Source organism: Allobosea sp. CS1GBMeth4, from assembly GCF_900185715.1.
Taxonomy (GTDB): Bacteria; Pseudomonadota; Alphaproteobacteria; order Rhizobiales; family Beijerinckiaceae; genus Allobosea.
Genome location: NZ_FYAS01000037.1, coordinates 32,010 through 45,673, shown reverse-complemented (window position 1 = coordinate 45,673; position 13,664 = coordinate 32,010). Strand labels below are relative to the sequence as shown.

The following is a 13,664-nucleotide window of genomic DNA, read 5'->3' as shown; positions in this document are numbered from 1 at the left end:
CGGCGGTGCCGATCGCCGATCCGGCACGGCGCCTGCAGAAGCGCCCGGTCTCGAACGACGAGATCAAGAGCCCGATCCGCCCGGCCGACTACGTCCCGCCCGTGCGCCAGTACCGCGAGGTCTCCCCAGGACACGCCGTCATGATCTGGGGCGAGGAATGGGACGCAAAACCACACATCGCACTCGTCGCGTGAGCCGATCCGTCATTGCGAGCGCAGCGACGTAGCGATCCGGGAGCCGGGGAGCACTGCCGCCCCCGGATCGCTTCGCTTGCGCTCGCAATGACGATCCGGCCGTTTCGGGCCCTTGGCCCGTCATGACCTGCCGATCCGCGTGGCGATCCATGTCGCGGCCTCGTCCAGCTGCGTGAGATCGACTCCCGTCGCGATGCCGCTGGCCTCGAAATGCGCGACGAGCCGCTCGGTCGCGAGATTGCCGGCGGCGCCGGGCGCATAGGGGCAGCCGCCCAATCCGCCGACCGAGCCGTCGAAGACCCGCAGTCCGAGCTCCCACGCCGCCGCGACATTGGCGATGGCCCGTCCCGACGTGTCGTGGAAATGTCCGGCCAGCATCGCCGCCGGCGCCCGGCGCAAGGCGGCCTCGACCATGGCCGCCGTCCGCTCCGGCGTGCCGCGACCGAGCGTGTCGGACAAGGCGATCTCGCTGCAGCCGAGCGCCAGCAGCTCGGCCGCGACCGTCGCGACCGCCTCGGGAGCGATCGGCCCCTCATAGGGGCAGTCGAGCGCGCAGGAGACATAGCCGCGGACCGGCACGCCGGCGCGCTCCGCCAGCGCCATCACCGGCCTGAAGCGTTCGATGCTCTCGGCGATCGAGCAGTTGGTGTTCCTCCGGCTGAAGCTCTCGGATGCCGCGGTGAACACCGCCAACGCCTGCGCACCGGCGGCGAGCGCGGCCTCCGCGCCCTTTTCGTTCGGGACGAGCGCTGAGAATGCCACGCCCGGCCGGCGGCCGGCGCCACGCATCACCGCTGCGTGGTCGGCCATTTGCGGCACCCAGCGCGGCGAGACGAAGGCGGTCGCCTCGATGCGCGCGAGGCCGGCATCGGCGAGCTTGCCGATCAGCGCGAGCTTGTCCTGCGTCGCGATCTCGGCCTTCTCGTTCTGCAGGCCGTCGCGCGGGCCGACCTCGACGATGGTGACGCTCGCCTGCGCCATCGTCAGGCGCCGAGATAGGCCGAGCGCACGCGCTCGTCGCGCAGGAGTTCGGCGCCGGTCCCGGCGAGCGTGATCGTGCCGGTCTCGATGACATAGGCGCGGTCGGCGATGGCGAGCGCCTGATTGGCCATCTGCTCGACCAGCAGGATCGTCATGCCTTCTTCGCGCAACCGGCGGATCACGGCGAAGACCTCGCGCACGATCAATGGCGCCAGGCCGAGCGAGGGTTCGTCGAGCAGGAGCAGCTTCGGCCGCGCCATCAGGGCGCGGGCGATCGCCAGCATCTGCTGCTCGCCGCCCGAGAGCGTGCCGGCGAGCTGGCCCTGCCGCTCGGCGAGGCGCGGGAAGACGCCGAAACAGCGCGCGATATCGCCGGCTATGCCATCCTCGTCCGTCCGCGCATAGGCGCCGAGCACGAGATTGTCGCGCACGCTCTGGTCGCCGAAGACCAGGCGGCCCTCCGGCGAGTGGCCGATGCCGAGCCGGACGCAATCATGGCCCCTGATCCCGGTGATGTCGCGCCCCTCGAAGCGGACGGTGCCGCCGGCGACTTTCACCAGCCCGCCGATCGCCCGCATCAGCGTCGACTTTCCGGCGCCGTTGCCGCCGATCAGCGTGACGACCTCGCCCCGGCCGACCTCGAGCGAAATGCCCTTCAGCGCCTCGACCGCGCCATAGCGGACCTTGAGCCCTTCGATCGCGAGCATGGTCATGCGGCGTCTCCGGTCGCGGCGGCCTCGTCGTCGGCGCCGAGATAGGCGGCGATGACCTTGGGATCCCGGCGGATCGCCTCCGGCCGCCCCTCGGCGATCAGCGCGCCGTAATCGAGCACCAGCACGTGCTGGGAGATGCCCATGACCAGGTCCATGTGGTGCTCGATCAGCAGCACGGTGACGCCGGCCTCGCGGATGCGGCGGATGACCTCGCCGAGCTCGTGCGTCTCCTGCGGATTGAGGCCGGCCGCCGGCTCGTCGAGCAGCAGCAGCCTCGGCCTCGATGCCAGCGCCCGGGCGATCTCGAGCCGCCGCTGCAGCCCGTAGGGCAGGCTCTTCGCCGGCTCATGGGCGCGTTCGCCGAGACCGAGATCGGCGAGCAGCGCCAGCGCATCGGCGCGCGCTTCGGCCTCGGCCCGCCGGCTCGCTGGCAGGCCGAGCAGCGAGGCGGCGAAGCCGGAGCCGATATGCCGGTGCGCGCCGAGCAGGACGTTGTCGAGCGCCGAGAGCTCGCCGAACAGCTTGAGGTTCTGGAAGGTGCGAGCGATGCCGAGCGCGGCGACGCGATGGGCCGGCCAGCCGGCAATCTCCTGCCCCTCGAAGCGGATCGAGCCGCTGCCCGGCGCGACATGGCCGGAGAGCAGGTTGAGCAGGGTGGTCTTGCCGGCGCCGTTCGGGCCGATCAGCGCGTGGACCTTGCCGGCTCCGATCGCGAAGGAGACGTTGCGCACCGGAACGATGCCGCCATACGCCTTATAGAGACTCTCGACGACGAGGATGTCGCTGGTGGCAGGCATGGCGGCTGCCGCCGCCAGGGCGCTGCGGCCGGCGACGGCAGGCGGCACGATCTTGCGCCGCCGCCAGCGGGCGGCCAGTGCGGAGACCGCGCCGGCGATGCCGTTCGGCATCAGATAGAGCGAGAACAGCAGCAGCGCGCCATAGGTGAAGTGCTGCAGGGCCGGCCAGCGCGCCAGCCAGGCGTCGAGCAGCGTCAGGATCACCGCGCCGAAGAGCGGCCCGTAGAGCGAGCCCGAGCCGCCGAAGATCACCACCACCAGCAGGAAGATCGACAGGTTGAAGGTGATGAAGTCGGAGTTGAAATACTGGTTCTGCTGCGCGACCACGGCACCGGCGAGCGCGCAGCTCACCGCCGAGATCACGAAGGCCAGCGTCTTCGCCCGCACCACGGAGATGCCGACCGACTGCGCCGCCGGCTCGGCCATCTGCACCGCCAGGAAGGCGCGGCCATAGCGGCCGGCGAGCAGCGAGCGCAGCATCAGATGGGCGGCGATGCAGAGCGCGCCGACGAACCAGACCCAGTGCAGGTTGGTGAAGCTGGTCCCGGCGAGCGCGGGCGCGCTGATGCCGTAGAAGCCGGCCTGGCCCTTGAAGATGTCGGTCCATTCCGTGACGATCTTCTCGACGACGATGCCGAAGCCGATCGTCACCATGGCGAGGCTCGGGCCGGAGACGCGCACCGAGGGCATGGCGATGACGAGGCCGAAGACCGCGCCGAAGCCGCAGGCCAGGAGCAGCGAGAGCCAGGGGGAGAGACCCCATTCGATGTTGGCGATCGCCGCCGTATAGGCGCCGACCGCGAACAGGCCGGCATGGCCCAGCGACTTCTGGCCGGCATAGCCGACGAGGACGTTCAGGCCGGCCGCTGCGAGATAGTTCACCCCGATCGTGAACAGGATCTGCAGGTAGAAATCGTTGAGGCCGAACAGGGGCACGAGTGCAAGGCCGGCCGCCAGCGCCGCCACCCCGATCGCATGGGCGAGCGCCGGCATCAGATCTTCTCCACGCTGCGCGCGCCCATCAGGCCGCTCGGGCGGACGACCAGCACGATGATGATCAGCAGGAAGATGGTGATCTCGCGCATCTCGGCGCGCCAGAGCCCGACCAGCGCCTCGACCACGCCGAGCAGGAAGCCGCCGAGCATGCAGCCGCGCGGGCTGGTCAGCCCGCCGACGATCGCGGCCGAGAAGGCCTTCAGCGCGACGCCGAGGCCGATGAAGACCGAAGCCGTGGTGATCGGCGCGATCAGGATGCCGGCCAGCCCGGCGAGGCCCGACGAGATCACGAAGGCGGCGATCACGATCGTCTCGACATTGATGCCGACGATCGCCGCCGCCTGCGGGTTGAAGGCGACGGCCCTGAGCGCCTTGCCGAAGCGCGTCCGGCGCAGCACGATGTCGAGCAGGGCCATGACGGCGACCGCGACGGTCGCGATCAGCACCTCCTGCGGCCTGATGCCGGCGCCGGCGATGCGCCAGACCTCGGAGCCGAGCGGCGAGGGCACCGCGATCGAGGCCGGGCCCCAGATCGCGAGCGCGGTGTTCTGCAGGATGATGCCGAAGCCGATCGTGCTCAGCACCCAGTTGAGGCCGCCGGCGCCGACGAAGGGCTTGATCGCGCAATAGTAGAGCGCGATGCCGATGGCTCCGACCACGACGACGCTGGCGATCGTCGCCAGCATATAGGCCGTCATGGTCATCTCGGCCTGGGTGAGATTGCCGAAATGCGGCTTGCCCGCTGCCAGCAGCAGCAGCGAGACGCCGACCAGGCTGCCCGGCACCAGGAAGGCGCCCTGGCCGAAATTGAAGGTCTTGGTCGTGGCGTAGGTGATGTTGAAGCCGAGCGCGATCAGCCCGTAGATCGCGCCCAGCGCCAGACCGCTGGCCAGAGCCTGAAGGAATGCCGTCATCGTCTCTCCGTTATGACGAGCCAAGCCGCTCCAGCCTCGTCATGCTCGCCCTTGTGGCGAGCACCCAAGTCTTGAACGCCGCTCTCGATCGAGCGAAGACGTGGACGGTCGGCACAAGGCCGACCATGACGGGATGAGTCCGAGGGGGACGCTCAGCGCTTCAGGTCGGCCGCCGTCAGCCCCTTGACCACGGCGTCGTCGAGCTTGACCACGCGTCCGTCCTTCCACTGCGCCAGATGGAAGTCGGCGACGCCGAGCGCCTCGTGCTGCTCCTTGCTGAACGGCTTGTCATAGGCCTTGATGATGCCCTGCACCTTGCCGAGGCTCTCGAGCGCCTGCTGCAGCTTCGGCCCCTCGCTGCCGCCGGCCTGCTTGATCGCCGCGGCGATCAGCATCACCGCGTCATAGCCCTGCGCGGCCGAGACGAAGGCCGGCATGTTCGGATGCTTGGCGACGAGGCGCTTGTGCAGCGCCGCGGCGCGGTCGCTGGCGTCCTCGGTGGTCGACGCCGCGAAGATCGTCTTCTCGGCGAGCTTCGGCCCGGCGATGTTGATCAGCGGCGTGTTGATCGACCCCCAGGTCGAGAGCAGGCCGGGATAGTAATCCATCTTCTCCATGCTCTTCAGCACCTGCGCGGTGGCGTCGGCCAGCGAGCCGGTGATGACCATGTCGGCGCCCGCCGCCTTCAGCTTGGCGAGCTGCGAGGTCATGTCGGTGTCCTTCGGCCCGAACTTCTCGATGCCGACCGGCTTGATGCCATGCAGTGCCAGGATCTCCTGCAGGTCCTTGGTCGCCGCCTGGCCGTAGCCGGTGGTGTCGGCGATGATCGCGATGTTCCTGGACTTCGAGGCCTTGACCGCATAGGCGGCGAGCAGGGCGAGCTGCTCGCGATCGACCATCGAGACGCGGAAGATGTAGTTCTGCGGCTCCTTGGCGTAGCGGGCTGTGATGTCGGTCGCGGTCGCGACATGCGAGATCACCGGCACCTTCTTCTGCTGCGGGATGTGCAGCCAGGCCAGCGCATTGCCCGAGTTGGTCGGGCCGACCACCGCCGCGACCTTCTCGTTGTCGATCAGCTCGTTCATGTTCTGGATCGACTTCGGCGGCGCGCCGGCATCGTCGCGGACCACGCCGACGACCTTGCGGCCGAGCACGCCGCCCTGCGCGTTGAGGTCCTCGATCGCGGCCTGGAAGCCGTAGAGGCCGGAAAGGCCGAGCTCGGCGGCGCCCGAGGCCGACTGGTCGGCATTGTAGCCGATCTTGATCTCGTTCTGCGCGAAGGCCGGCAGCGACAGCGCCATGCCGGTCGAGACCATGAGCGCGCCGAACAGGCGGCGGGTGATGCGATTGTCCATGAACGTTCCTCCGGTTTTCGTCCGCTTGCTGCGGTTCTGTGGTGAGTCTCTGAAAAGCGTCAGCCTTTGCGCCGCTGCGCCAGCAGCTCGCGCGCCCGGTCGACGCGGACATCGTGGCTGCGGGCGAGCTCGGCGGCGATCGCCTCGATCTCGGCGCCCTCGGCCCCGGCGACGATGGCGATGTTGCGGGCATGCAGCGCCATGTGGCCGCGCTGGATGCCTTCGGTCGCCAGCGCCCGCAGCGCCGCCATGTTCTGGGCCAGGCCGACCGCGACGGTGACCTCGGCCAGCTCCTGGGCGCTGGTCACGCCGAGCAGCCGCAGCGCCCACTGCGCCAGCGGATGGGTCTTGGTCGCCCCGCCGACCAGGCCGAGCGCCATCGGCATCTCGATCGAGCCGACGAGATTGCCGTCGCGGTCCTCCTCCCAGGTCGTCAGCGAGGTGTAGCGGCCGCTGCGGGCGGCATAGGCATGAGCTCCGGCCTCGATGGCGCGCCAGTCATTGCCGGTCGCGACCACCACCGGGTCGATGCCGTTCATGATGCCCTTGTTGTGGGTCGTGGCGCGGTAGGGGTCGATCGCGGCGAAGGTGTAGGCGTCGAGCATGCCGTCGATCATGCGGCGGCCGGAGAATTCCCTGGTCGCCAGCGCCGCCTCCGGGATGGTGACGCTGGCGCGTGCCAGCCGGAGGTCGGCGAGGTTCGACAGGATGCGCAGGCGCACCGTGCCGCCGGTAATGCGCTCGACGATCGGCGCCACCGTCTCGGCCATGGTGTTGACGGTGTTGGCGCCCATCGCGTCGCGCACGTCGACCAGCAGGTGCATGACGACGATCGGCCCGCGCGGCGTTTGCGGGAAGACATGGACCTCGATGCCCTGGCAGCCACCGCCGAGCGAGATCAGCACCTTGTCCCTGGCATTGGCGGCGGCGACGATCTCGGCCTCTGCCGCCAGCAGCTTGTGGCGCGCGCCTTCAGGATCGCCGACGCCGAGCAGCTGGACCTGCGCCCGCATGATCGGGCGGTCGCTCGAGGTGCGAAAACCGCCGGAGCCGCGCGCGATCCGCGCCATATAGGAGGCGGCGGCGACGACGGAGGGCTCCTCCACCGCCATCGGGATCAGGTAGTCCCTGCCGTTGACCGTGAAGTTGGTGGCGATGCCGAGCGGCAGCTCGAAGGTGCCGACGACGTTCTCGATCATGCCGTTGGCGAGGGCGAGCGGCAGCGCGCCGGGCTGCGCCGGCAGGGCGCGGTCGGCATCGGACAGGCCGGCCGCGGCGACGGCCTGGGCCAGGCGCTCGGCGCAGCTCAGATTGCGGTAGTTCTCGATGCGCGAATTCACGTCGCGCGCGGCGGCGCCGCGCGCCTCGGCCGTCCTCATGTCGTTTCCTCCCCCAGCCGGGGTGTCGTTCTGCGCCGGGCTGTCCGCCGCGGCGCTTCTTCGGTTGACAAGCTCGGACAATCGCGGAAGAGCGGCAAGGCACAATTTCCGCAATGTCCCATTCTCTGTACCAGTTGATAGGCTGGTACAGACGGGAGGAGTGATGGACGAACAGGCCGACAGCAACCGCACCGGCGCGATCGTCGCCCGGATCGGCCGGATGATCGACGAGGGGCTGCTCCAGCCCGGGCGGCGCATGGCCTCGCTGCGCCTGGCGGCCGGCGAATACGGCGTCTCGAAGAACACCATGGTCGAGGTCTACGACCGGCTGGTCGCCAGCGGCCGCCTCGAGGCCCGTCGCGGCGCCGGCTTCTATGTCCGCGCGCCGGGGCAGCGGCCGAGCGAGCTGCCTCCGCCGCACATGACCGAGGCGGTCGACATCGTCTCGCTGCTGCGCGAGCAGCTCTGCCAGGTGCATCCGGTGCGCGTCGGCGACGGCCGCCCCCCGCGCTCCTGGATGGAGGATTCCGAGCTCGGCCGGCATCTGCGTGTCCGCGGCGGCAAGGGCGACCTGCCGATCGAGCACGGCTATGGCGATCCGGTCGGCTACGCGCCCTTGCGCGCCCAGATCGGGCTGATGCTGGCGGAGCGCTCGATCCAGGTCTCGCCGGGGCAGATCCTGATGACCTTCGGCGCCAACCATGCCCTCGACCTGATCATCCGTCAGCTGCTCCAGCCCGGCGACACGGTCCTGGTCGACAGCCCCGGCTATTATCCGCTCTTCGGCAAGCTCAAGCTGGCCCGCATCGAGATCGCCGGCGTCAGGCGTCTCGCCGAGGGGCCGGACCTCGACGATCTCGCCGCCCAGATCACGCGGCATCGGCCGAAGGTCTTCTTCACCCAGTCGCTGGCGCATAATCCGACCGGCGGCTCGATCGCCCTGCCGGTCGCCCACCGCCTGCTGCAGATCGCGGCTCACCACGATCTCACCATCGTCGAGGACGACCCCTTCGCCGACGTGATGCCGGGGAGCGCGCCGCGGCTCGCCGCGCTCGATCAGCTGGAGCGGGTGATCTATCTCGGCACCTTCTCCAAGACGCTCTCGGCGAGTCTGCGCATCGGCTATGTCGCGGCGAGCCCGGCGCTCGCCCGCTCCCTCGGTGACATGAAGATGCTGACCGTGGTCAACTCCTCAGGCTATCTCGAGCGGCTGGTCAGCGACCTGATCGCCAGCGGCCAGTACCGCCACCATCTCAAGCGCCTGAAGGAGCGGATCGGCAAGGCGACGGGCAATGCCCTCGGCGGGCTGGAGCGCCTCGGCCTGCCGGTCTTCGCGCGGCAGGGCGGCGGCTATTATCTCTGGGTCGAACTGCCGCCGGGCCTGGACGACCTCGCTTTGGCGCGCCGGGCCTCGGAACAGGGCATCTTCATCGCCCCAGGCACCGTCTTCATGCCCGACCGGCGCCATTTCGACGGCGGCTCGAGAGCGGCCGGGATGCGGGTCAACGTCGCCTATGCCGACGACCCCGCCTTCAGGGCCTTTCTCCAGGCCGAGCTCGATCGCGCCCGATAGCGCCCAAGCGCGCCGGCCTCCGGGCGGGCGGGACCGCCCTGCTGACAATTTCCTCCAATCCGGGCGCGGGCATTTGCCGTAGCCCGGAGCTGCTTCACTACGGAGATGCTGCGCATGCCGGCCTTTTCGATCCTGCTCCCGAACCCTCCCGTCGCTGGCCGGGCCGGTGCCCATTCCGGTGGTGCGGCGCTGTCCGGCGGTGATCCGTTCGCGGCGGGCCGCGAGGTCGCCTGGAGCGGCCCTGACGCTCTCGCGGCCGGGCAGGTCGCCGTTTCGGGAGTGGGCGAGTGCGAGGATTTCCCGCACACCGAGATCCTCGTCGTCACCGGCGGCCGCCTCATCCTGTCGTCCGCGGAGGGAGGCAGGCGGGAGCTCTCGCCCGGCCAAGGGGTCGTGATCGCGCGCGGCACGGCCTTGCGCTTCGAGGCGGCGCCCGGCACGCGCTGGGCCTTCTGCGCCGGGACGGGCCTCGCCTCCGCCGCTCCCGGGCTGACCGAGCTGCCGGAGGACGCGGTCCTCTCGCCCTCGTCGCCGCCGCCGATCGAGCTCCTGGAGGGGCCGGCGCCGCAATGCCGCAGCTTCAACGCCTTCACCGACGAGGCGATGCGCCTGCGGGCCGGCATCTGGGACTCGACGCCCTATCGGCGCGTCTCGCGCCCGCATCGCGTCAACGAGCTGATGCACGTCCTCGCCGGCAGCGTCACGCTGACCGGCGCGGACGGGCGCCCGGTCCGGATCGGGGCGGGAGAGACGGTGTTCGTTCCCCATGGCGTCCCGTGCGCCTGGACCAATGACGAGCACGTGGCGAAGATCTATGTCGTTCAGGAGGTCGCCGCGTGAGCGCGTCTCTGCTCGCAGCGTCCGGCGAGGAGCGCCGGGCGACGGAAGGCGGGCCTCCGGAACAGGTCGCCCTGCGTGCGATCGAGGCCGGCGACGCCCCGTCCTGTGCCGAGCTGTCGCGCCGTGTCGGCTGGCCGCATCGCCGCGAGGACTGGGAGTTCGTGATCGGCCTCGGCCGGGGCGTCGTCGGGATACGCGACGGCCGGATCGTCGCCTCGGCGCTGTGCTGGCCGTATGGCGAGAGCCACGCCACGCTGGGGCTGATCATCGTCGCCCCGGAGGAGCAGGGAGCCGGCATCGGCAAGCGGCTGATGCAGGCGCTGCTCGCGCAGGCGGGCGAGCGCTCGCTGATGCTCAACGCCACCACGGCGGGTGCTCCGCTCTACGAGCGCTGCGGCTTCCGGCCGCTGCACGACGTGCGCCAGCAGCACGGCCATGTCCTCGCCGTCGCCGCGCCGGTCCTCGGCGCGGGCGAGCGGCTGCGCCCCGGCGGCGCCGCCGATCTGCCGGTGATCGAGCAGCTCGACCGCGCGGCGAGCGGGCTCGAGCGCGGGCCGACCCTCGCCGCGCTGCTGCGCTGCGCCGACTGCGTCGTCCTGGAAAGGAACGGGCGGCCGGTCGGCTTCAGCATGCTGCGCGCTTTCGGCCGCGGCGATGTCGTCGGCCCCGTGGTGGCGGAGAGCGAGAGCGATGCCCGCGCCCTCATCGCCTGCTGGCTTCATGGCCGGGAAGGCCGCTTCATGCGTATCGATCTGCAGGTCGGCTCGCCGCTCGGCGCCTGGCTGGAACGCTGCGGCCTTGCTCCTGCCGGAGACGTCACCACGATGGTGCGCGGCGACAAGCCGGAGGCGGCGGGCCCGGCGCGCCTGCACGCGCTGATCAATCAGGCGCTCGGCTGAGCCCGGCTGGAGGTTTGGACGTGACCCTGCTGCTCAAATCCGACGCCGAGCGCGCCGGTGAATGGACGAGGCTGCTGGCGGTGAAGGCGCCGGAGCTGCCGTTCCGGGTCTGGCCGGATATCGGCGATCCCGCCGATATCCGCTACCTCGCGGCCTGGATCCCGCCGGACGACCTGCGCGGCTTGTTCCCGAATCTCGAGGTGCTGTTTTCCGTCGGTGCCGGGGTCGACCAGCTGAACCTGGCCGATCTGCCGCCCGGTCTGCCGATCGTGCGGATGATCGAGCCGGGCCTCGTCGACAGCATGGTCGAATACGTCACCATGGCGGTGCTGGCGCTGCATCGCGACCTCGTGCCCTATATCGCGGCGCAACGGAGCCAGGCTTGGGCGCCGCTCAGGATCCGGCCGGCCTTCGAGCGCCGCGTCGGCATCCTCGGGCTCGGCGCGCTCGGCAAGGCCTGCGCGCGCGCGCTCGCCGGCTTCGGATTCGATGTGGCCGGCTGGAGCCGCTCGCGCCATCAGGTCGAGGGCGTCTCCGCTTTCGCGGGCGATGCGGAACTGCCGGATTTCCTGGCCCGCACCGACATCCTCGTCTGCCTGCTGCCGCTGACCGACGCGACGCGCGGCCTGCTCGGCGCCGAGCTGTTCGCCCGGCTGCCGCGCGGCGCGATGCTGGTCAATGCCGGCCGGGGCGGCCACCTCGATCAGCAGGCGCTGCTGGCGGCGCTGGACAGCGACCAGCTCGCGGCGGCGGTGCTCGATGTCTGCGAGCCCGAGCCGCTGCCGGCCGGGCACCCGCTCTGGGTCCACCCGAAGGTGCTGATCACCCCGCATATCGCCAGCCGCTCGCGCTCGGAGGCCTCGCTCGACGCGATCATCGAGAACCTGAGGCGCCACCGGGCGGGCGAGCCTCTGATCGGCCTGATCGACCGCCAGCGCGGCTATTGAACGGAGCAGCCAATGACGGCCTTGTCCCTGCAAGATCGCGACCTCCTGGTGGGGCGTGCCCTGATCGGCGGTGAGTGGGTTGCCGCCGCCTCAGGTGAGGAGCTGCCGGTGCGCGATCCGGCGACCGGTGTTCAGATCGGCACGATTCCGGCCTGCGGCGAAGCCGAGACGAACGCGGCGATCGCCGCCGCGGAGGCGGCGTTCCCGGCCTGGAAGGCACGTCCGGCGGCCGAGCGCGCGGCCCTGCTGGAGCGCTGGCACGATCTGATGCTGGAGCACCGCGCCGATCTCGCCCGCATCATGACGGCCGAGCAGGGCAAGCCTCTCGCGGAAGCCGAGGGCGAGGTGCTCTACGGCGCCGGCTTCGTCAAATGGTTCGCCGAGGAGGCGCGGCGCGTCTATGGCGGCACCGTGCCGGCGCCGACCGCCGACCGGCGCATCCTCGTGCTGAAGGAGCCTGTCGGCGTCTCCGCGGCGATCACGCCCTGGAACTTCCCCAATGCGATGATCACCCGCAAATGTGCGCCGGCGCTCGCCGCCGGCTGCCCGATCGTGGTCAAGCCCTCGGAGCTCACGCCCTATTCGGCGCTGGCGCTCGGCGTGCTGGCTGAGCGGGCCGGATTCCCGCCCGGCGTCGTCAACATCGTCACCGGCCTGCCGCAGGGAATCGGCGCGGCGCTGACGCAGAACCCCGTCGTGCGCAAGCTCTCCTTCACCGGCTCGACCCGGGTCGGCGCGCTCCTGATGCGGCAATGCTCGGACACGCTGAAGCGGCTGAGCCTCGAGCTCGGCGGCAACGCGCCCTTCATCGTCTTCGACGACGCCGATCTCGACGCCGCCGTGGCCGGGGCCATCGCCAGCAAGTTCCGCAATGCCGGCCAGACCTGCGTCTGTGCCAACCGCATCCTCGTCCAGGACGGCATCCACGACGCCTTCGCCGACCGGCTCGCTCGGGCGGTTGCGGCGATGCGGGTCGGTGACGGGCGGCAGGCGGGCGTCACCATCGGCCCGCTGATCAATGCGGCGGCGGTCGAGAAGGTCCACGCGCATCTCGACGACGCGCTCGCGCTCGGCGCGACCAGGCTGGCCGCGGCTGAGGGCGAGGTCGAGGCGTCCCGTTTCGTCGTACCGACGGTGCTGACCGGCGCGACCACGCGCATGCGGCTCGCCAATGAGGAGACCTTCGGCCCGGTGGCGCCGCTGTTCCGCTTCAAGCACGAGGACGAGGCGATCGAGATCGCCAACGGTACGCCCTATGGGCTCGCCGCCTATTTCTACACGCAGGACCTCAATCGCTCCTGGCGCGTCGGCGAGCGACTGGAGTTCGGCATGGTCGGCCTCAACACCGGCTCGGTCTCGATGGAGGTGGCGCCTTTCGGCGGCATCAAGCAGTCGGGCATCGGCCGCGAGGGCGGCGCGACCGGCATCGAGGAATATCTCGAGCTGAAGAGCTTCCATATCGGCGGGCTGAAACCCGCCTGAGCTGTCGGCCGAAGCACGATCTGCCGATCGCGCGCCGCAATTGGGCAGGGCATACCAAAGCGGCACGCCAAAGCCGCCGCACTGCCCGGCCGGCCGCTCCTAGCCTCTGCGACAGGCGTCACGCCGTCAGCGGAGGTCGAGGCGGTTCATATGCTCCAGTCTGTTTCAAGCCTCGCCGTCCGGGCTCCGGAGCCGACGAGCCCCGGCATCCGGCGGGCGCTGGCCCATATCGAGCGGCATTTCACCGAGGCTCTCTATCTCGACGATCTGGCGGCTCTGGCCGGCCTCAGCGTCTGCCGCTTCGTCACCGTCTTTCGCCGTCAGGTCGGGGTGACGCCGCATCGCTTCGTCTGCCGGCAGCGCGTGCGTTATGCGCGCACCCTGCTCGCCGATGGCGTCCCGGCGGCCCAGGCCGCGCTGGAGGCCGGCTTTTTCGACCAGAGCCATCTCTCGCGCCATTTCAAGAGCGTCTACGGCCTGACCCCCGGCCGCTATCTGCGCGAGCAGACGCAGGCCGCGCGGCCGCGACACGGACGGATCGCCTGTCCGCCGGCCGCGCCCTTCTCCAACCTTCCAAGCCCACGTCCCGTCTGA

The 13,664-nt window shown here is 70.4% G+C and carries 12 protein-coding genes and 1 pseudogene; 7 read left to right on the top strand and 6 right to left on the bottom strand.

What is annotated here, in order from left to right; genetic code table 11:
• Positions 1–194 (top strand): annotated as a pseudogene (locus tag CS1GBM4_RS20325) (glutathione ABC transporter ATP-binding protein GsiA); the annotation flags it as partial.
• A gap of 120 nt (positions 195–314) precedes the next feature.
• Here CS1GBM4_RS20325 and CS1GBM4_RS20320 read toward each other — a convergent pair.
• From CS1GBM4_RS20320 to CS1GBM4_RS20295, 6 genes are all read right to left on the bottom strand, one after another.
• Positions 315–1,175 (bottom strand): hydroxymethylglutaryl-CoA lyase, encoded by an 861-nt coding sequence (locus tag CS1GBM4_RS20320; RefSeq protein ID WP_186420573.1) that lies wholly within the window; start codon positions 1,173–1,175, stop codon positions 315–317.
• A gap of 2 nt (positions 1,176–1,177) precedes the next feature.
• Positions 1,178–1,888, bottom strand: coding sequence for an ATP-binding cassette domain-containing protein (locus tag CS1GBM4_RS20315; protein WP_210201611.1), 711 nt, complete (start codon positions 1,886–1,888; stop codon positions 1,178–1,180).
• Positions 1,885–3,678, bottom strand: a complete 1,794-nt coding sequence (locus tag CS1GBM4_RS20310; RefSeq protein WP_186420572.1) for a branched-chain amino acid ABC transporter ATP-binding protein/permease — start codon at positions 3,676–3,678, stop codon at positions 1,885–1,887. Before CS1GBM4_RS20310 ends, CS1GBM4_RS20315 begins: the two co-directional genes overlap by 4 nt.
• Complete coding sequence (locus tag CS1GBM4_RS20305; RefSeq protein WP_186420571.1) at positions 3,678–4,595, bottom strand: branched-chain amino acid ABC transporter permease; 918 nt, start codon at positions 4,593–4,595, stop codon at positions 3,678–3,680. Before CS1GBM4_RS20305 ends, CS1GBM4_RS20310 begins: the two co-directional genes overlap by 1 nt.
• 152 nt (positions 4,596–4,747) lie before the next feature.
• Positions 4,748–5,950: an ABC transporter substrate-binding protein gene (locus CS1GBM4_RS20300; protein ID WP_186420570.1), complete on the bottom strand. Its 1,203-nt coding sequence runs from the start codon at positions 5,948–5,950 to the stop codon at positions 4,748–4,750.
• Positions 5,951–6,009: 59 nt separating this feature from the next.
• Positions 6,010–7,329: a hydroxymethylglutaryl-CoA reductase, degradative gene (locus tag CS1GBM4_RS20295; RefSeq protein WP_186420569.1), complete on the bottom strand. Its 1,320-nt coding sequence runs from the start codon at positions 7,327–7,329 to the stop codon at positions 6,010–6,012.
• Positions 7,330–7,492: 163 nt separating this feature from the next.
• Here CS1GBM4_RS20295 and CS1GBM4_RS20290 point away from each other — a divergent pair, with 163 nt between their 5' ends.
• The 6 genes from CS1GBM4_RS20290 to CS1GBM4_RS20265 all read left to right on the top strand — a co-directional run bounded on the left by CS1GBM4_RS20290 (position 7,493) and on the right by CS1GBM4_RS20265 (position 13,664).
• A complete protein-coding gene (locus tag CS1GBM4_RS20290) occupies positions 7,493–8,902 on the top strand; it encodes a PLP-dependent aminotransferase family protein (protein ID WP_186420568.1) in 1,410 nt (469 codons plus the stop codon).
• Between the two features lie 114 nt (positions 8,903–9,016).
• Entirely contained in the window at positions 9,017–9,742 is a 726-nt protein-coding gene (locus CS1GBM4_RS20285; protein ID WP_186420567.1) for a cupin domain-containing protein, read from the top strand.
• The gene (locus tag CS1GBM4_RS20280) at positions 9,739–10,641 is read left to right on the top strand and encodes a GNAT family N-acetyltransferase (RefSeq protein ID WP_210201610.1); all 903 of its coding nucleotides are present in this window, start codon (positions 9,739–9,741) and stop codon (positions 10,639–10,641) included. The genes CS1GBM4_RS20285 and CS1GBM4_RS20280 overlap by 4 nt, the downstream gene beginning before the upstream one ends.
• A 20-nt stretch (positions 10,642–10,661) precedes the next feature.
• Positions 10,662–11,588 carry a glyoxylate/hydroxypyruvate reductase A gene (locus CS1GBM4_RS20275; RefSeq protein WP_186420566.1) on the top strand — a complete coding sequence of 309 codons (927 nt, stop codon included), beginning with the start codon at positions 10,662–10,664 and terminating at the stop codon, positions 11,586–11,588.
• 12 nt (positions 11,589–11,600) lie between these two features.
• Positions 11,601–13,070, top strand: coding sequence for an NAD-dependent succinate-semialdehyde dehydrogenase (locus tag CS1GBM4_RS20270; RefSeq protein WP_186420565.1), 1,470 nt, complete (start codon positions 11,601–11,603; stop codon positions 13,068–13,070).
• A gap of 150 nt (positions 13,071–13,220) precedes the next feature.
• Entirely contained in the window at positions 13,221–13,664 is a 444-nt protein-coding gene (locus tag CS1GBM4_RS20265; RefSeq protein WP_186420564.1) for an AraC family transcriptional regulator, read from the top strand.